The sequence below is a fragment of the Nonomuraea sp. 3N208 genome (assembly GCF_052245935.1).
Classification (GTDB): Bacteria; Actinomycetota; Actinomycetes; order Streptosporangiales; family Streptosporangiaceae; genus Nonomuraea.
On sequence record NZ_JBQQBR010000023.1, the window covers coordinates 1 to 17,250 of the forward strand.

The 17,250-nt window shown below is 67.2% G+C and carries 23 protein-coding genes; 8 read left to right on the plus strand and 15 right to left on the minus strand.

Annotation, left to right across the window (positions count from 1 at the left end; translation table 11 throughout):
- The 6 genes from ACTWPT_RS31545 to ACTWPT_RS31570 all read right to left on the minus strand — a co-directional run.
- The coding region (locus ACTWPT_RS31545) for a hypothetical protein (protein WP_443181131.1) at window positions 1–334 on the minus strand (334 nt) is incomplete at its 3' end.
- A gap of 87 nt (window positions 335–421) precedes the next feature.
- Window positions 422–676, minus strand: a complete 255-nt coding sequence (locus ACTWPT_RS31550) for a hypothetical protein (RefSeq protein WP_443181132.1) — start codon at window positions 674–676, stop codon at window positions 422–424.
- Window positions 677–836: 160 nt separating this feature from the next.
- Window positions 837–1,166 (minus strand): hypothetical protein, encoded by a 330-nt coding sequence (locus ACTWPT_RS31555; protein ID WP_443181133.1) that lies wholly within the window; start codon window positions 1,164–1,166, stop codon window positions 837–839.
- Window positions 1,167–1,360: 194 nt separating this feature from the next.
- Window positions 1,361–3,175, minus strand: a complete 1,815-nt coding sequence (locus tag ACTWPT_RS31560; protein WP_443181134.1) for an RHS repeat-associated core domain-containing protein — start codon at window positions 3,173–3,175, stop codon at window positions 1,361–1,363.
- 315 nt (window positions 3,176–3,490) lie between these two features.
- Window positions 3,491–3,808 (minus strand): hypothetical protein, encoded by a 318-nt coding sequence (locus tag ACTWPT_RS31565; protein ID WP_443181135.1) that lies wholly within the window; start codon window positions 3,806–3,808, stop codon window positions 3,491–3,493.
- A gap of 329 nt (window positions 3,809–4,137) precedes the next feature.
- Window positions 4,138–4,356: a hypothetical protein gene (locus ACTWPT_RS31570; protein ID WP_443181136.1), complete on the minus strand. Its 219-nt coding sequence runs from the start codon at window positions 4,354–4,356 to the stop codon at window positions 4,138–4,140.
- A 181-nt stretch (window positions 4,357–4,537) separates the two neighbouring features.
- Here ACTWPT_RS31570 and ACTWPT_RS31575 point away from each other — a divergent pair, with 181 nt between their 5' ends.
- From ACTWPT_RS31575 to ACTWPT_RS31585, 3 genes are read left to right on the plus strand one after another with little or no spacing between them, the layout of a single operon-like run.
- Window positions 4,538–4,762, plus strand: a complete 225-nt coding sequence (locus ACTWPT_RS31575) for a hypothetical protein (protein ID WP_443181137.1) — start codon at window positions 4,538–4,540, stop codon at window positions 4,760–4,762.
- A 43-nt stretch (window positions 4,763–4,805) separates the two neighbouring features.
- Window positions 4,806–5,258, plus strand: coding sequence for a DUF6879 family protein (locus ACTWPT_RS31580; RefSeq protein ID WP_443181138.1), 453 nt, complete (start codon window positions 4,806–4,808; stop codon window positions 5,256–5,258).
- 3 nt (window positions 5,259–5,261) lie between these two features.
- The gene (locus ACTWPT_RS31585) at window positions 5,262–6,131 is read left to right on the plus strand and encodes a helix-turn-helix domain-containing protein (RefSeq protein WP_443181139.1); all 870 of its coding nucleotides are present in this window, start codon (window positions 5,262–5,264) and stop codon (window positions 6,129–6,131) included.
- On the opposite strand, the gene ACTWPT_RS31590 is transcribed toward ACTWPT_RS31585, so the two are convergent.
- On the minus strand, window positions 6,132–6,368 hold the full coding sequence (locus tag ACTWPT_RS31590) for a winged helix-turn-helix domain-containing protein (RefSeq protein WP_443181140.1): 237 nt from the start codon (window positions 6,366–6,368) through the stop codon (window positions 6,132–6,134).
- A 76-nt stretch (window positions 6,369–6,444) separates the two neighbouring features.
- Between ACTWPT_RS31590 and ACTWPT_RS31595 the strand changes: the two genes are divergently transcribed.
- The 3 genes from ACTWPT_RS31595 to ACTWPT_RS31605 all read left to right on the plus strand — a co-directional run bounded on the left by ACTWPT_RS31595 (window position 6,445) and on the right by ACTWPT_RS31605 (window position 8,121).
- Window positions 6,445–7,419: a phosphotransferase enzyme family protein gene (locus tag ACTWPT_RS31595; RefSeq protein ID WP_443181141.1), complete on the plus strand. Its 975-nt coding sequence runs from the start codon at window positions 6,445–6,447 to the stop codon at window positions 7,417–7,419.
- 127 nt (window positions 7,420–7,546) lie between these two features.
- Complete coding sequence (locus tag ACTWPT_RS31600) at window positions 7,547–7,831, plus strand: type II toxin-antitoxin system Phd/YefM family antitoxin (RefSeq protein WP_443181142.1); 285 nt, start codon at window positions 7,547–7,549, stop codon at window positions 7,829–7,831.
- Window positions 7,828–8,121, plus strand: coding sequence for a type II toxin-antitoxin system RelE family toxin (locus tag ACTWPT_RS31605; protein ID WP_443181143.1), 294 nt, complete (start codon window positions 7,828–7,830; stop codon window positions 8,119–8,121). The genes ACTWPT_RS31600 and ACTWPT_RS31605 overlap by 4 nt, the downstream gene beginning before the upstream one ends.
- Before the next feature lie 78 nt (window positions 8,122–8,199).
- Here the strand turns inward: ACTWPT_RS31605 and ACTWPT_RS31610 are convergent, their stop codons facing one another.
- Genes ACTWPT_RS31610 through ACTWPT_RS31635 form a run of 6 tightly spaced genes read right to left on the minus strand, consistent with a single transcriptional unit; the run spans window position 8,200 to window position 13,708 of the window.
- Complete coding sequence (locus tag ACTWPT_RS31610; RefSeq protein ID WP_443181144.1) at window positions 8,200–8,571, minus strand: universal stress protein; 372 nt, start codon at window positions 8,569–8,571, stop codon at window positions 8,200–8,202.
- The gene (locus ACTWPT_RS31615) at window positions 8,568–10,088 is read right to left on the minus strand and encodes a tripartite tricarboxylate transporter permease (RefSeq protein ID WP_443181145.1); all 1,521 of its coding nucleotides are present in this window, start codon (window positions 10,086–10,088) and stop codon (window positions 8,568–8,570) included. The genes ACTWPT_RS31610 and ACTWPT_RS31615 overlap by 4 nt, the downstream gene beginning before the upstream one ends.
- Window positions 10,085–10,531, minus strand: a complete 447-nt coding sequence (locus ACTWPT_RS31620) for a tripartite tricarboxylate transporter TctB family protein (protein ID WP_443181146.1) — start codon at window positions 10,529–10,531, stop codon at window positions 10,085–10,087. Before ACTWPT_RS31620 ends, ACTWPT_RS31615 begins: the two co-directional genes overlap by 4 nt.
- Window positions 10,528–11,511: a Bug family tripartite tricarboxylate transporter substrate binding protein gene (locus tag ACTWPT_RS31625; RefSeq protein ID WP_443181147.1), complete on the minus strand. Its 984-nt coding sequence runs from the start codon at window positions 11,509–11,511 to the stop codon at window positions 10,528–10,530. The genes ACTWPT_RS31620 and ACTWPT_RS31625 overlap by 4 nt, the downstream gene beginning before the upstream one ends.
- 14 nt (window positions 11,512–11,525) lie before the next feature.
- Window positions 11,526–12,803 (minus strand): glucarate dehydratase family protein, encoded by a 1,278-nt coding sequence (locus tag ACTWPT_RS31630; RefSeq protein WP_443181148.1) that lies wholly within the window; start codon window positions 12,801–12,803, stop codon window positions 11,526–11,528.
- A 14-nt stretch (window positions 12,804–12,817) separates the two neighbouring features.
- A complete protein-coding gene (locus ACTWPT_RS31635) occupies window positions 12,818–13,708 on the minus strand; it encodes a 5-dehydro-4-deoxyglucarate dehydratase (protein ID WP_443181298.1) in 891 nt (296 codons plus the stop codon).
- A 155-nt stretch (window positions 13,709–13,863) separates the two neighbouring features.
- Between ACTWPT_RS31635 and ACTWPT_RS31640 the strand changes: the two genes are divergently transcribed.
- Together ACTWPT_RS31640 and ACTWPT_RS31645 are read left to right on the plus strand one after the other, a co-directional pair.
- Entirely contained in the window at window positions 13,864–14,658 is a 795-nt protein-coding gene (locus tag ACTWPT_RS31640; protein WP_443181149.1) for an IclR family transcriptional regulator, read from the plus strand.
- A gap of 3 nt (window positions 14,659–14,661) precedes the next feature.
- Complete coding sequence (locus tag ACTWPT_RS31645) at window positions 14,662–15,411, plus strand: sulfite exporter TauE/SafE family protein (RefSeq protein ID WP_443181150.1); 750 nt, start codon at window positions 14,662–14,664, stop codon at window positions 15,409–15,411.
- Here the strand turns inward: ACTWPT_RS31645 and ACTWPT_RS31650 are convergent, their stop codons facing one another.
- Together ACTWPT_RS31650 and ACTWPT_RS31655 are read right to left on the minus strand one after the other, a co-directional pair.
- Window positions 15,412–16,287 carry a carbohydrate ABC transporter permease gene (locus ACTWPT_RS31650; RefSeq protein WP_443181151.1) on the minus strand — a complete coding sequence of 292 codons (876 nt, stop codon included), beginning with the start codon at window positions 16,285–16,287 and terminating at the stop codon, window positions 15,412–15,414.
- A complete protein-coding gene (locus ACTWPT_RS31655; RefSeq protein ID WP_443181152.1) occupies window positions 16,284–17,213 on the minus strand; it encodes a carbohydrate ABC transporter permease in 930 nt (309 codons plus the stop codon). Before ACTWPT_RS31655 ends, ACTWPT_RS31650 begins: the two co-directional genes overlap by 4 nt.
- Window positions 17,214–17,250: the final 37 nt, after the last annotated feature.

The following is a 17,250-nucleotide window of genomic DNA, read 5'->3' on the forward strand; positions in this document are numbered from 1 at the left end:
CGTGATCAAGACCGTCGCCCGTGACGCTTACGGCTTCCGCAACCCCGAATCCCAACGACTCCGCACCCGCTGCGCCACCACGCGAAAGAGCCGCGGCTGCCTCAACCCCGCTTAACTTCGAAGAGCCCGTATTTCCCAGATAGAAAGCCGTGAAGTGCTGGCCTCCCGGCTCCCAGAGCACGAGCCACTGACCGCCGGCGTGGCGTTGTAGATGGAGCGCCCACGCCCACCCGAGCTCGTCCGGAACGTGCGCCTTGTTGGCAGACACCGCCACGGACAACCGCGGAACTCGGGAGATCATCTTCTCCAAGTCGGAAAGGAAGTCGGTGGTCATCAGGAGCGCCTCACATCACGGCATGTTCGGGAGGGTGCAACGAAAGCGGGCGAAGCTCTGTGGGGCGGAGTTCGGCGTACCGCTGGGCTATGCGGCGGGCGGCCGCGACAGGAAGTGCTGCAGAATGTGCGGGCCACGATGCCCGACGGCCTCGCCGAGGGTCCAGCAGTTGGCCGTGTCCTTCACGGTGAGCATGGCCTCGATCATGTTCCGGCAGGTCAGCCGGGTCTCCCTACGCGGGAAGCAATCAGCCAGCCGCTCCATCAGCCCCGCAAAGCAGCTCGGCCATCGTTCATGCGCTACCGTGACCCCTGCGGCCACCGTGTCTATGTTCGTCGTCACAAACGATCATGATGCTGGTGGCCGTTCCCATGCCCACAGGCGCCCCCACGGATCGCAGCCCTCGAAGATCCCGAACTACAGCTGCCGTAACCGATCACACAGCGTCACACCGAACCATCAACCATTCGACATTGAAATCGCCCTGGTACACCCTCGTAGCCTATTCTATTGGACGAAGCTCCACGAGCAGCAGAGGCCTCGCTTGAGCTTGCGTCTCAGCATTCGTGATGAAGCTACTAATTCGTGGGTCATCACGGAAATCATAGGACGCTATTTCGCCGATACTTAATAGATTCTTTTTCCATTTAGTCGACGTCATTTGTATTCTATCGGAAGTCCCGTCATCGATGGCCCACCCTCTCTGCTGAAGATCACCAGCCGCTTTGCTGATCGCAGCCTGTATATCCGAGCCGCCGGCGTCGATCACCAGGATCTCTAGAACCCGGGTAGTACCATCCCAGCCATCTTCAAGAACTGTTTGCGCGACCACACTACCAACACTACGGACGTCAGCAACGGCACCGGGATCGACTCGGTACTCTTGAGGGAACACCCATGAGCCACAGCTTGAGCTGAGCAGGAGCGCGCAGGATAAAACTACGCTCAACCCAAAGCGCTTCAGGTTCAGATGTCTAAACGCTCTTACACATACGGCAGGTGGCATATATCACAGAAGCCTCTCTATTACATGCCCACGGATTCCCAGTACGAATCTACTATTTCGCGACCAACACCGATCATCCATCGCCTGCGATCCATCGCAGCATCGATGTTCTTGTTATTGTAGTGCATGCGCACTAGCTCCGCACTGGAATAGCCACTCTGGGCCCATCTCGCGAACTGCTTCGCGTTGCTTGCCGCGCAGCCGCAGTAGGCGATTGCCGCTTCCCAGTCGTTGATAGGGCGAGTCGCCGCCTCCCGGCCGGACCTCAGTGGTCCCTCGTAAATATAATACGTGTCCTTCAGGTGGGCCATGCGGGCGGCGGCGAGCCGTATCGACCACCCATCGTTATAAATCAACAGATTTGCGATCTGCTTGTCTGTCATGTTTTCCGCATAGACACCATTTACCTTCTTTCCTGTATAATATTTCTTTAGCAGGTGCTTTGCCTTGTATACCTCCAGTTGGGAGATTCCAAGAGAAGCACCTTTCGCCTCTTTCCAGTAAGAGTATTCACCTGCCCCTATCTTGCTTATTTGGGTTTCAAGGAAGAGACCTTCGTAAATAAGGACAGCTGACAGAGCGCGTTTGTCCACGCCAAACTCTTTTGCTGCATCGGCAATGGCTTGCGCATGTGACACAAGTGCCGAGTATAGGGAGTAGTATTTCCGCGCTTCGCGGGTACCAGGACCTGGTGGGCCTGCATCGCCTCTCGCGAAGCGCGCAGATCCGATATTCTCGGAGCTGGCTTGCAGCATCTTCTTCCAGCCACGGAGCCGTACGTCATCTGGGCTATAGGTCTGGGCTTTCTGCATGGCGTTAAAGCTTTCTAGGCCGCCTACAGAGACCCAAAGCACTGCCAGGGAGTCACCGTCCAGTTCTGGCAACCATCGTGCCATGTAGTCGTTCTGCACCTTTTCGCTGGCGAACCAGAAGTTGGGCTGGTCGACGGGGCGACCATTGGGCATGTACTCCCAGCCGAGTCTCTCGATTTCATCCTGGCCGAGCCAGAAGTTTTTCTCGAATTCCAGCTGGATGAAGCGGATCCAGTCCGCGCCGGGATTGGCAGCGCCGCAATCTCCGACGAATTCTGCGAGGCATGCGATGGGTCCGCCGCCGCCGCCATACATACCGCAGGCTCCGATACAGTAGCCCCCTCCGCCGCTGCTGCCGCCACCGCTCACGATGCCGTGCTGGGCGTAGATGTCGATGGCCGATTGGTAGTCGACGCCGGGTGTGTAGGAGGAGCTCCCGATGCTGGCGGTGGCGTGGCCGGTGGGGTCGGTGCCGGTCAGGGGTGAGGCGTTGGCGTAGGTGTAGCGGTTGGCCTGGACGGAGGGGCTGGGGTTGAGGGTTGCGGTGTCGCGGCTGGTGAAGGTGCCGGTGCCGGGCTGGTACCAGCGGGCGTGCATGTTGACCTTGCCGGTGTCCGGGTCGGTGTACTCGCCCTGGTAGCCGAGCTGGGTCTTGGTGCCGGTCTGGGCGGTGACGGTGCCGAACGGGTCGTAGGCGGTCGAGGTCTGCAGGCTCGTGGTGAAGGTGGCCACCAGGTCGCCGTGCAGGTCGTTCAACGCTGCCACCGCTGCGCCGGTGCCTTCCTTGAGCCCGAGCAGGCCGCCGCCAGGGTCGCGGGCGTACTTGGCTTGGACGGCGCCGCCGCTGTCGGTGATGGCGGCCTGGCGACGACGACGCCAGGCCCGCGCCCGCTGGTTCCACCAACGCGCCCGCCTAGCCACCGCATATACCCTTGGCCGGCGATCCGCGCGGAGAAACTGTTCCACACGCTGGCCCACCGCTACGAACCCAGCGCCACCCAGCTCGCCGCCACCGTGCTCCACGAGCTCCTGCGCCCGTAGCCGGCACGGTCAAGCAACCCGTGCGTTATCCCCGGGGTCGGGGATGCCCACGCCGGGCAGGCGAAGCCGGTGAGGTCCGCGGGCGAGGCTGATCCAGCGGCCGGGGTTGATGAGGCTGTGCCAGGCTGCGCCCATGTCGGGGCTGGTGGACCGGTGGCCGGTCGGGCGGCGAGTTCCACGGAGGTCACACCGCGCGGTAGTGGTGGAAGGTGGCCCCGCTCACGCCCTCCTTTATGTCATGCGCGGGGCCACCAGCTCAGCTCGCCGCCTGGTGACGCAGCGATGAGCCGAGCAGCTTCATGGGATTGGCTCCAGGCACATGCCGTCCAACCGGACAACCAGTTGCAGGGCGAGGCAAGATGCCTGCTGGGCGAACTCGTCGAACCCGACGTAGATGTTGTGCCCGGTGTGGATTGCGGTGCCGCCCGGACCGGGGGTGAAGGTGTCGGCCAGGACTCCCACCGGTTCCGCGCTGGCGGCGGTGTAGACGGCTGAGTTCTTGCGGAGTTGGGGACAGTAGGCCAGCGACTCGGGGATGCACGCGGGACAGGTGGGCGGGGCGTTCGTGAGCCCGCTGTCTCGGCTCATCGCGCGGAACGCGGTCTCGGTGATCACCCACCACATGCGCCCGGTTCGTGGGTCCCTGCCGGTCTTCCCGCAGACCTGACAGAGGCCGCGAAGCATGGCCAGCCACTGACGTCTGACATTCAGCATCCGCCACAGCGGTTGCCCGCGCCGGTTCTGACGGATACGGCCCCGAAGGAAACCCCCGACCCAATCGCTCGGACGTGGATCGGGATATGTGAGCCGAATGTCGCCGAAGGGGTGATGCTTGGCGAACAACAGGCGGTGTTCGATGGCTTCGCCAGACCAGGCGATGACGTAGGGGACACGCAGTGGTGCGGGGCTCTCGGCCGCGCTGCTCGATGGTCGTTGCAGGGTGGTCATCGGCAGGTCTCCGCCTCCCGCCAGGTGTGAACCACGCTCTTGGCCATCGCGAGCGGCGCAAGCCGTCGAGGAGAGTCGGCCTCGATGAGGTCGCATGACGCGCGGTGCCTGCCGTGTAACGTGTCGCCGACTCGCCAAGTGTCGAACTCCAGGATCACCGGGACCGACGTGGCGTTGCGCTCGCGTGCCTGATGAGAACGGTGTTCGGAGGGCATGACTGTGACGCTAAGAACGTGAGCTGTGGTGTCTCAAGGAGGTTGCCGAGCGTTGCCGTGAAGATCCTTGCCTCGGGATCGGCCCACACGTTGTGCGCAATCTTTGGCAACTTTCTTGATGACCTGTCAGGGCGGGCGCAAACTTAGGCATGACACATCCGTTCGGCGAGGAGGATCTCCGATGAGCCTGGAATTCCTGGGAAAGGACCCGGACAGTCCCAACGGCGGCTCGCCAACCATCTGGCAAGACAGCGAAACGGGCGACCTCTGGATTCAGGGCTGGGCGGCCCAGGACTTGGTCGCCGAGATCGGCAAGATCCCTGACGGTGAAGCCGTCGTCCGCATCCCCCGACGCATGCTCCAGTTCCTTCCGGAGGTGAACGGTGACCTCAGGCGCGGCGATTGATGAGGCCCTCCGCCGCTGCAAGCGATCCGCCGTACACCTGGAGATGCGCGACGGATACATGCTGGACGACCCCGACTTCCACGCCTGGCAAGCCGGTCACCGGCTCGATCCCGACGACCGGTCCTCCTGGTGGCGACCCTGGCTCCAGAACATCGTGGACGCCGCCGCGCGGGGAGCCGAAGTAAAGCGAGCCCGTATCGTCTCCGAGCCCGTGAGCGACTACATCCGTTACGAGTACGACGTCACCTTCCCCAACGTCCGCGCAGGCGAGCAGGTGAGGTGGCTTCCCCGCCGACAAGCCACTGACCTGGCGCTCCCGGGGAACGACTTCTGGCTGTTCGACCAGGAGACGCTCCTGATCAACCACTTCAGCGGCAACGGCGACTGGTTGGACGTCGAGCACGTCACCGACCCTGCAGTGATCAAGCTGTGCAGCGAAGCCTTCGAGGCGGTCTGGCATCACGCCATCCCGCACGACGACTACCACGTCGATTGACCCTTGCGCTCCTCATCATCCAGCGCACACGAGGCGCTCCAAATCCTCGCCGCCCGGCTCCGCAGGATCCGTAAGGATGCCCGCCTGTCGGGCCGCGAGCTTGGGCGGCTGGCGGGTTGGCACGCATCCAAGGTCAGCCGGATCGAGCATGCACATCGACCACCCTCGACCCACGACGTACGGGTCTGGTGCCAGCTCTGCGGAGTCCCGGAGCAGGCCGAGGACCTCATCGCCTCTCTGGAGGCGATCGAGGGCATGTTCGTCGAGTGGCGGCACATGGAACGCACAGGACTCCGCCACGCCCAGGAGTCGGTTCTGCCGCTCTGGGAGCGTACGCGGCGGTTCCGCTTCTACGCCCCCAACCTCATACCCGGCCCGCTCCAGACGCGCGCCTACATCGCCGCCGTGCTGACCGCCCTCCAACAGCGCCGCGACCTCCCCGACGACGTCGAGGATGCCGTACAGGTCCGGGTGGATAAGCAGCAGGTCCTCCACAAGGGCGATCATCGTTTCGTCGTCATCGTTGAGGAGAACGTCCTACACCAGCCGATCGGAGGCCCCGACGTCATGACGGGCCAGCTCGGCCACCTGCTGACCGTCAGCACCCTGCCCTCCGTGTCCCTCGGCATCATCCCGTTGGGCGCAGACAGGTCCAGCATGTGGCCCACCGAAGCGTTCTTCATGTTCGACGACGAGGAGGTGACCGTTGAACTCGTGTCGGGCCACCTGACGGTCACGCGGGCGCACGAGATTGCGATGTACTCCCGTACCTTCACGGAACTGGCCGAATTGGCTGTCTACGGCAAAGCCGCCCGCGCGCTGATAACGAGAGCGATTCAAGTCGTAGACGGGCAGGCGTCAGGTTCTCCCTAATCAAGAAGAGGACCACCCCGAAACGGTGGAAGCGTCCCTGCCGACCCTGCGACTACTCAACAGATCGGCCTCCAGCAGGCGCCCCACTTCCCGTTGCATCGTCGTCAGCGGCACTCCGACACGCTGTGCAAGCTCGGTCAACGTGAACTCGCGATCGGGTTGAAGGTAGAGCAAGGTGAGCAGATCCGCCTGATGCCGCGACCGGATCGGCAACAACGGCGGCGGCTCACTACGCATAGACGAAACTTGTCACCCATCTATGCGTACGAAAACACTGTGCGCGCGGGCCAGATGACCGCCCATACTGGGCCGCGTGGATCTCGTGGCGTACGTGCGGGAAGCGTTCGGCTGGGATGAGGACGTCGTGGCGTCCCCGGGGCCGCGGGGTGCCCTCGGGCAGATCTGGCGGCTGGAGGTCGGCCCGGAGCGCTACGCGCTGAAGGAGATCTTCGGCGAGCCGCCGTCGGAGGTGCTGATCAACGCCGAGCTGGCGTTCGCGCGGCAGGCCGCCGCGGCCGGGGTGCGGCTGCCCGCCAGCCACGCCGACCGCGACGGGCGCTATCTGCTCACGACGCCCGATGGGACGTGGCTGCGCCTGTACGACTGGGCCGACCTGCGGCCGGTCGAGCTGACGGCGCAGACCACGCCGCAAGAGCTCGGGGTGCTGCTGGCGCGCCTGCACCGATGCGCCGGACCCATGGCCGTCGAGCAGGATGGCCGGCCGCCCGACCCCTGGTACGACCGGGTGCCCGCCACTGATGAGCTGGCGAAGCTGTCCGCGTCGGGTCCGGCGTGGGCGGCGCGGCTGGCCGACCGGCTCGTCATGGTGCCCGAGTTGTGCGCGGCGGTCGTGCCGGTCGATCCTGCCGGCCTGCTCGTCTGCCACCGGGACCTGCACCCGGAGAACGTCCTGGCCGATCCCGCCGGCGGGCTGGTGGTCGTCGACTGGGACAACCTCGGGCCCGCCGCGCCGGGCCGGGAGCTGGCCCGGGCGCTGTTCGACTGGTTCTGCGACCACTCGGTCGCCGACCTCGACGCCATGCGCGGCATGTACGAGGCCTACGTGCGCGCGGACGGCCCCGGGCGCATCACCCAGCCGGCGGACTTCTCGATGCTGGTCGCCTCCCGGCTCAACTTTCTGCTGGTCCAGGCACGCCACGCCCTCGACCCGGGAGCCGAGCCGCGCCACCGCAAGTGGGCGGAACGCGAGATCGACGAGGCGCTGCGGATCCTGCCGACCCCGCGGCAGCTGGCCGACGTGCTGGAGATGGCCCTCAGGGCTCCTTGACCGCCAGCACGGGGCAGGACCAGTCCAGCGGGCTGCCTTCCAGTGCCCTCCGGAGCGCGAGTGCAACCGCTCTGCCTTGCCAAACCGATATTGGTCATAATTCAGACCGGTCGCTAAAATGACCTGTATGGAGACCATTCCAATCACCGAGGCCAAGGCTCGTATCGCCGAACTCGCCGACCGCGTCGCCCGCGAGCATGACCACTTCACCATCACCCGCAACGGCCGCGCCGATGTCATGCTGATCTCCGTGGCCGAATACCGGTCGATGCAGGAGACTCTCGAGATCCTCAGCGACAACGAGACCTTGGCCGACCTGCGCGCTTCCCGCGAGGACTTCGCCTCGGGAGATACCTTCACCGCCGAAGAAGTCCGTGCTGAGCTCGAGCGCCGCCGGAGTCAGACCGAGTGAGCACCTCACCGCCCGATCCCGCCGAACCGTACACCGTGCTCTTCTCCCGCTGCGCCCGGCGCAACCTCCACGAAGATCTCCCGCTGGACGTCGCCTTCGCCGCCATGGAAACCATCGAAGGTCCTCCCGCCACCAATCCTCACAGGATCGGCAAACCCCTAGAAGAGCCCTACGACGGCTATCACTCCGCCCGTCGCGGCACCTACCGCATCATCTACCGCATCAACGAGGCCAAGCACACCATCGAGATCCACTCCATCAGGCATCGCCGACACGCCTACAGGACCTGATCTCGCGCATTCACGGGCGAATGTACGCCCGTGAATGCGAGCTCGCCGGTCACACCTGGACCGTGCTGGAGATGGCCCTCAGGACTCCTTGACCGCCAGCACGGGGCAGGGCGAGTCCAGCAGGATGCGCTGAGCGGTGCTGCCCATGATGAGCTTGCCGACCGGGGAGCGGCGCGGCACCCCGATCACGACGAGGCTCGCCGACTCCTGCTGCGCCACGTCGAGCACGGCGGCGGCCGGGTCGGTGTCCTGCACCTGCCGCACCTCGTGTCCGTCGCCCACTCGGCGTTCGAGGTCGGCCACCACCGCGGTGTCAGGGTCGATGTACGAGCCGGGGCGGGAGACGTTCACCACCACGAGCCTGGCCTTCCTGAGCTCGGCCTCGGCCAGCGCCTGGTCGAGGACGGCCTGACCGAGCGCCGTGGGGACGTAGCCGGCGACCACTGTCATGCTTCCACCTTCTCTCGGGACGAGTCCTTGCGCTTGGACAGGCGCAGGACCGGGGGCACGACGATGATCAGGACGATCACGGCGAGCAGCGTGGCGGTGATGGGCTGGGTGAGGAACCCGGTCACGTCGCCGCCGAAGATGCGCATCGACCGCCGGAACGACGACTCCAGCAGGCTGCCGAGCACGAACGCCAGCACGAGCGGCCCCGGCTCGTAGCCGGCCTTCTTCATCAGGTAGCCGAGCACCCCGAGACCGACCATGAGGAACATGTCGAAGACGCTCATCCTGACCGTGTAGACGCCGATCATGGTGACGAGGATCGTCAGCGGGGCCAGAATCGCCTGCCGCACCCGCAGGATGCGCACGAACACCCCGATCAGCGGCATGCTCATGGCCAGCAGCAGCAGGTTGCCGACGTACATGGAGTTGACCACGCCCCAGAACAGGTCGGGCTTCTCCGCCACCAGCATCGGGCCGGGCGTGATGCCCTGGATGAGCAGCGCCCCGAACATGATCGCCATGGTGGCGTTCGCCGGGATGCCCAGTGTCAGCAGCGGGATGAACGACGAGGTCGCGGCGGCGTTGTTCGCCGTCTCCGGCCCGGCCACGCCCTCGATGGCGCCCTTGCCGAACTTCTCCGGCTCCTTGCTCGCCCGCTTCTCCACGGCGTAGGCGACCATGGACGACATGGTCGCGCCGCCGCCCGGCAGGATGCCGAGCAGGAAGCCGAGGAACGAGCCGCGGGTGATCGCGCCTTTGGACTGGCTGAGCTCCGCGCGGGGGGGGTAGACCGAGCCGACGGACGCGGCCGGCTCCGGGGGCCGGCGCAGCGACTCCAGGTTGTAGAGGATCTCGCCGACGCCGAACAGGCCCATCGCGACGATGACGAAGTCGATCCCGTCGAGCAACGGGTCGACGCCGAGGGTCAGGCGCGAGACGCCTTCCAGCGGGTCCTGCCCGACGGTGGCCAGCAGCAGCCCGACCGTGGCCATGAGGATGCTCTTGAGCGGCGATCCGGTGCCGAGCGTGGTGATCAGCAGGATGCCGAGCAGGGCCAGCGCGGTGTACTCCGAGGGCCCGAAGTCCAGCGCGAAGCCGGCCACCAGCGGCGCCACGAACGTCAGGCCGATGATCGCGACCGTGCCGCCGATGAAGGAGCCGATGGCGGCGATGCCGAGCGCGGAGCCGGCCCGGCCCTGCCGGGCCAGCGCGTGCCCGTCGATGGCGGTGACCACGCTGGACGCCTCGCCGGGCAGGCGCAACAACACCGAGGTGATGGTGCCGCCGTACTGGGCGCCGTAGAAGATGCCGGCCAGCATGATGATGGCCGCGGTCGGCTCGATGTTGTACGTGATCGGCAGCAGCACCGCGATGGTGGCCGCCGGCCCGAGGCCGGGCAGAACCCCGATCAGCATGCCGAGGGTGACCCCGAGCAGGCAGTAGAAGAGGTTCTCCGGCTGGAAGACCACGCCGAAGCCGTCGATCACCGGGGAGAGGAAGTCCATGTCCAGTCTCACAGTTGGATGATGTGGGGCAAGGACACCCCGAGCCCTGTGATGAACAACAGGTAGAGCGCCGCCGTCGCGACGACCGAGACCACGGCGGTCACCCGCCAGCTCTCCCGGCCGAGCCCCTTGAGCCACAGCACGAGCAGCGCGATGGTCGGCACCTCGAAGCCGACGAGCTCGAACAGGAACGCGTACCCGATCAGCGAGGCGGCCGCGATGGCGACCGTCACGACGTCCTTGGTGAACCGTTCCTCGTCACCGCGCGGCCGCGACTGCAGCACCAGCACCGCGGCGACGACCACCATGGCGACGCTGACCACCAGCGGCCACATGCCGGGCCCGGGGGCTGACAGGCTGCCGACCCCCAGGCTCCACGACATGATCGCGGCCAGCACGCCGATGGTCAGCGGAACCACGGCGGCCACCACGTTCAGCCGGCGTTCGTAGCTCACTGCTGCGCCTTCAGGTCGATGCCGAGGTCCTTGGCCAGGGTCTCGAATCGCTTGAGGCTCTCGTTCAGCTGGGTGCCCACCTGCTCGCCGTTGGCGTCCCAGCGGCCGATGTAGTTGGCCTTCAAGATCTCGTTGTACTCGGGCGAGGCGATGGCCTTGTCAATGGCCGCGGCCAGCTTGTCGCGCACCTCGGCGGGCAGCCCGGCCGGCCCGGCCACGAACCTGCGCTGGTCCACCACGACGTCGTAGCCGGCTTCCTTGGCGGTCGGCACCTCGGGCATGGCCTCGAGACGCTTGTCGGAGAAGACGGCGAGCGCCCGCATCTTGCCCGCCTGCACGTGCTTGAAGCCCTCGGCGATCTGCACGGACGCGGCGTCGACCTTGCCGCCGAGCACCGCGGTCACGGTCGGCGCGCCGCCGTCGAAGGGCACCGGCGCGGCGTTCGTCTTGCCCAGGCCGAACAGCAGGGTCTGCGACAGCTGGCTGCCGGTGCCGGGGCCGGTGGTGCCGTACTTGACGTCGGAGGCCTCGACCAGGTCCTTGAGCGTCTTGTACTTCGAGTCTGCGGGCACGACCAGGACGTAGTCCTCCACCGCCAGGCCCTTGATGAAGGTCATGTCGGTGAGCTTGACCGGGTCGGCGTCCGTCAGCATGAGCGGACCGATGGCGAACAGCGACTGCGGCATCACCGCGATGCGGTAACCGTCTGGCTTGCTACCGAACACATCCTTACCGGCGATCTTGCCGTTGGCGCCCGGCTTGTTCACGACCACGGCCTTGGCGCCGAGCGGCTGCTCGATGCTCTTGGCGAGGGCGCGGGTGAGCAGGTCGGTGCTGCCGCCCGGGTCCGTCGGCACGGTGAACTCCACGGGCTTGTTCGGGTAGCCGGACGCGGCGGCGCTCTTGTCAGCGCTGCCGCCCTGCACGGAGCAGGCGGAGGCGGCCAGCGCGACGGCGGCCAGGAGGACTCCGATTCTCATGATTTTCTCCGTTTTCACCAGCGAGGGAGTGAGGGCTGGACCCAGTCGGGGTGGACCTTGCGCATGGCGGCGACGTCGTCGCGGTCACGCATATCGGGGCGGGCGAGCCAGCGTTCGTGCAACGCGGCCAGCGCGTCCCTGTCGAGCTCGACGCCGAGGCCGGGAGCGTCGCTCACCTCGATCGCGCCGCCGACGAAGCGGTGCGGCTCGGTGATGACGTCCTCGGTCTGCCAGGGGCGGTGGCTGTCGCAGGCGTAGCTCAGGTCGGGGATGACTCCGGCGACGTGGGTCATCGCCGCCAGGCTGATCCCGAGGTGGGTGTTGGAGTGCATGGACAGGCCCACGCCGTACGTGCGGCACAGCGCCGCCAGCTCGCGGGTGGCCTGCAGCCCGCCCCAGTAGTGGTGGTCCGACAGCACGACCTGGACGGCGTCCTTGGCGAACGCCTCCGGCACCTCGGCGAACGTGGTGACGCACATGTTGGTGGCCAGCACCGCGCCGGTGCGCTCGCGCACCTCGGCCATGCCGGCCACGCCCGCGGTCGGGTCCTCCATGTATTCGAGCAGGTCGCCGACCTCCTCGGCCACCCGCACGCTGGCCTCGACCGACCAGCCGCCGTTGGGGTCCAGCCGGAGCGGGTAGCCGGGGAACGCCTTGGCCAGCGCCTTGACGGCGGCGATCTCCTGCTCGGGCTCGAACACGCCGCCCTTGAGCTTGAAGGAGGTGAAGCCATAGTCGTCGGCGAAGCGCTGGGCTTGCCGGACGACGCCGTCGGGGTCGAGGGCGGCGCCCCAGTCGTCGGGCGCCTCGCCGCCGGGGTGCTCGGCCCAGCGGTAGAACAGGTAGCCGCTGTAGTCGACGCGGTCGCGCACCTTGCCGCCGAGCAGACAGTGCACCGGCAGCCCGGTCGTCTTGCCGAGCGCGTCGAGGCTCGCCACCTCGAAGGCGGACACGACGCTGCGGATCAGCTTCTCGTTGTTCCGGGTGCCGCGCAGGCCGGCCGGGTCGAACTCCTTGACGTTGTCCGAGGCTCCGGTCAGCGTCGCGGACGCCAGGGCGTACAGGCCGTTCATGGCGGTCAGGTCGCGGCCGGGGAGGACGTCGGCGAGCTTGCGGGCGACGTCCAGGTAGTCGGTGTCACCGTAGGTCTCGCCGATGCCGGTGACGCCGTCGTCGGTCTCGATCTCGACGATCGTGCGCGGCGTGTACGGCTGGTGCACGCCGAGCACGTTGAGCAGCGGCGGGTCGCTGATCAGGATGGGCGTGACAGTCGCCCGAACGATTCGTGACATGTGAGGGATTCCTTCTAGGCGGCGGCGAGGGCGAGTCCGGTGCTCAGCAGCTCCTCGAGGGCGCGGAGGTGCTCGGGCGTGGGGTCGGCCAGCGGGGCGCGTACCGAGCCGACGTTCGCTCCGCGCAGCCGGGCCCCGGCCTTGACCAGGGAGACCGCGTAACCACTGCCCTGGTCCCGCAGCTCTACCAGCGGGACGTAGAACTCCTTGAGCAGCCGGTCGACGCGCACGTCGTCGCCGGCGTGCAGCGCGCGGAAGAAGGCGCCGGCGATCTCCGGGGCGAAGGCGTGCACCGCGGAGGAGTAGGCCGGCACGCCGATGCTGCTGTAGGCCCGCGCCTGCATCTCGGCGGTGGCCGCGCCGTTGAAGAACAGCCACTCGCTGGGGGCGGCGAGCTTGATGCGCTGCAGCCGGTCGAGGTCGGAGTGGCCGTCCTTGACGCCGATCACGTTGGGGATCTCGGCGAGGGCCGGCACGGTGGCGACGTCGATCCTGACCTGGGCACGCTGGTAGACGATGACCGGCAGCGCGGTGCTCGCGGCGACGCGGCGCACGTGCTCGACCAGCCCTCGCTGCGGCGTCTCGGCCAGGTACGGCGGCAGCAGGAGCAGGGCGTCGGCCCCGGCCCGCTCGGCGGCGGCGGCGAACCTGGCGGCCTGGGCCCAGCCGTAGCCCACGCCCGCGACCACCGGCACGGCGCCGTCGGCCTCCTCGACCGCAACCTTGATCAAACTCGCGTACTCGTCCTCGGCGAGCGAGAAGAACTCACCGGTCCCGCAGCACGGGAACACCGCGCCGGGACCGGCCGCGATCTGCGTGCGCAGGTGGGCACGGAAACCGTCCAGATCGACCCGCTCGTCGGCGTCGAAGGCGGTCAGCGGGAACGACAGCACGCCTGTGTCCATCCCCCGGCGCAGCCGTCCGGATATCTCCTCGCTCGTATACGTGGCAGGCAAGCTGTCTCCATATGTAGATTGCTGAGCATGTGGCGAGCAGTTAAGCTCCATTTTGGTAATGTGTCAACACTTTGACCGAGGCGCGCAGACTCCTGTGAGGTTCAATGACCCATCCCGAGAGCGGGGTGCGTAGCGTCAAGTCCGCAGCGCGGACCATCGAGCTCCTCGAACTTCTGGCCTCCCGCCAGAACCGCCCGGCCCGCCTGCGTGAGCTGAGCGAGGCCCTGGGCGCCCCCCGCAGCAGCCTGTACGCCCTGATCCGCACCCTCGTGGAGCACGGCTGGGTCCGCACCGACGAGACCGGCAGCCTCTACAGCATCGGCATCCGCGCCCTGCTGGCCGGCACGACCTACCTCGACACCGACCCCTACCTGCGCATCGCGCAGCCGCACATCAACGACCTCAGCGCCCAGCTGGACGAGACCATCCACTTCGGCCGGCTCGATCGCAATTACATCGTCTACCTGGCCACCAAGGAGTCGAGCCGGTACGTGCGCCCGTTCAGCCGGGTGGGCCGCCGGCTGCCCGCCTTCAGCACCGCCATGGGCAAGTCGCTGCTGGCCGAACGGATCGGCACCCCGCACGAGGTGCCGATCCCGCAGCCGATCGTCCCGCTGACCGCCAAAACGATCGTGGACCAGGGTGCCCTGCGGCGCGACCTGGAGCTGACCCGCGAGCGCGGCTACGCCATCGACAACGAGGAGAACTATGCCGGCGTGAAATGCTTCGGCTTCGCGCTGCGCTACAGCTCCCCCGCGACGGACGCGATCAGCTGCTCGGTGCCCATCGCCAGCCTGAACGACGAGCGGGAGCAGGAGATCGTCGAAGCGATGGGGAAGGTCAGGCTGGCCATCGAGCGCATGGCGCCGGTCGATCTGTCCGCACCCGGGTGGGTCTGACGGTTGGATCTCCTCTCCGTGGCCCTGCTGGTCGCAGCGGGGCTGGGCTCCGGCCTGGCGGGCTCCATCGGCGGGCTCGCCTCCCTGGTCAGCTATCCGGCGCTGCTCGCCTTCGGCCTGCCCCCTGTCGTCGCCAACGTCACCAACACCGTGGCGATGTTCTCCACCACCGTCGGCACCGCCGCGGGCTCCCGCCAGGAGCTGCGCGGCCACGGCCGGCGCGTCGCCAAGCTCGTCGCCGTGGCAGCGGTGGGCGGCACGGCCGGGGCGTGGCTGCTGCTGGCCACCCCGGCCAAGGCGTTCGAGTTGGCCGCGCCGTTGCTCATCGCGTTCGGCTCGGCGCTGCTGCTGGCCAGGGATCCGCTGCGGCGACTGGCCGACGCGCGGGCGCCGAAGACGGCGTCGTTCCTGCCGGTGGCCGTGGCGGTGGCGCTGGTCGGCGTGTACGGCGGCTATTTCGGCGCGGCCTCCGGCGTCATCATGCTGGCCGTGCTCTGCGCCAGCGTCACCGAGCCGCTGCCGGTCACCAACGCGGTAAAGAACATGGCGACCGGCGCGGCCAACATCACGGCCGCCGTCGCGTACGCGTTCCTGGCCCCGGTTCACTGGGTGGCCGCCGGCGCGCTGTCGTGCGGGTGCCTCGTGGGCAGCTGGCTCGGGCCGATGGTCGTGCGGCGGCTGCCGGAGCGCCCGCTGCGCTTCACGATCGCCCTGGCCGGTCTGGGCCTGGCCGTGAGCCTGTGGATGGCCTGACTACTTCACCGCCCCGCCCGTGATCCCAGAGATGATCTTCCGCTGCGCGACCGCGAAGACGATCAGCAGCGGCAGGCTCATCAGGATGATGTACGCGAAGATCAGGTGCCAGTTGTTGAGGTAGAGCCCGGCGTTGGCGACCTGGAACAGGTTCAGCGGCAGCGTGTCGAGCCGGCCGCCGATGACGAAGAAGGCGTAGAAGACGTCGTTCCACACGTACAGGCAGATGAGGATGGTCGCGGTGGCCAGCACCGGCCGCAGCAGCGGCAGGATGACCGACACGAACACCCGCACAGGGCCCGCGCCGTCCATGCGGGCGGCCTCCTCCAGCGACAGCGGCACGGTGCGGACGAAACCGGTGACGAAGAAGATCACGGTGGACATGTAGATGCCGGCGTAGACGCCGATCATGCCGACCGAGGTGCCGGCCAGGCCGAGCTGGCGCAGCAGGAGCACGATGGTGACGACGGCGGGCGGCAGCACGATGCCGCTGATCGCCAGCGCGTACAGCACGGCGTTGAGCCTGGTGGTGCGGCGGGCGAGGACCCAGGAGGCCATCGAGCCGAGCGTCAGCACCAGCGCCACGGACGGCGCGACGACGAGCAGGCTTCCGAAGAACGCGGTGGGGACCTCGCCCTGCTGCCAGACCTGGGCGAGGTTGTCCCACAACTGCCAGCGCGACGGCAGGGACAGGTCCGGCGAGAGTGCCTCGCCCTGCGACTTGCCCGCGGTGACGACGACGAGCCACAGCGGCACACCCATCACGAGGGCGACGAGCACGACGACGGCGAAGGGCCGCAGCCGGGCGGCGATCCCGCGCGAGCCCGGCGCGGGCACGCGGCTGCGCACCTTGCTGCCAAAGGCCTGAACTGTCACAGGATTTCCTCCCTCTTACGCAGGATCCGGATGACGGGGAAAGCCAGCAGGGCGACCATGAGGAACAACACCAGGCTCATGGTCGTGGCCTGGGCGAACAGTCCCTGGCCGAACGTGCGGTAGATGAAGATGTTCAGGATCTCGGTGCTGCGCGCGGGCCCGCCGCCGGTGAGCGCCTGCACGATGTCGAAGCCGTTCATGGAGCCGAGCAGCGAGGTGGCGACGTTGAACGTGACCGCCGGGGCCAGCAGCGGGAAGCGGACCGACCAGAACGCCTGCCAGCCGGAGGCGCCGTCGATGCGGGCGGCCTCGGTGACGTCCTCGGGGATGGTCTTGAGCCCGGCCAGGTAGATGAGCATGGACAGGCCCATCCACTTCCAGGCGTGGATGACCGCGGCGAGCACGAGGGTCCAGGTGGTGCTGCCCAGCCAGGCGATGCTCACCTGCTGCCCGGTCAGCGCCGACAGCAGGTCGTTGAGGCTGCCGTCCGGCTTGAGCAGGGCCTGGAAGACGTACCCGACGGCCAGGGCGGACATCAGCACGGGGATGATGAAGATCAGGCGTGCGGCGCGGTTGAGCCAGGTGTCCTTCTCCAGCAGCACGGCCAGGCCGAACCCGAACAGGTTCTGGAAGAGGGCGACGAGCACGGCGTAGATGACGGTGATGCGCAGCGCGCTGAACAGCGTGCCGTCCGACAGCAGATAGCTGAAGTTGTCGAAGCCGACGGGCCGGATGTCGCTCTTGAAGCTGGACCAGTCGGTGAAGGCGTAGATGAAGTTGAAGACGGTCGGCAGGAAGAAGAAGACGAAAAGGATCGCGAACGCCGGGATGAGGAACCACATCGGGTGGGTGTGACGCCTGGCGGCCGCCGCTGGGGCGCGGCGGCGGGCGACGGCGAGCGTGAGCGTCTCCTGACCGGTGGGCACGAGGCGCCTCCTAGAAGGGAGGGCGGGAGGCCGCGTG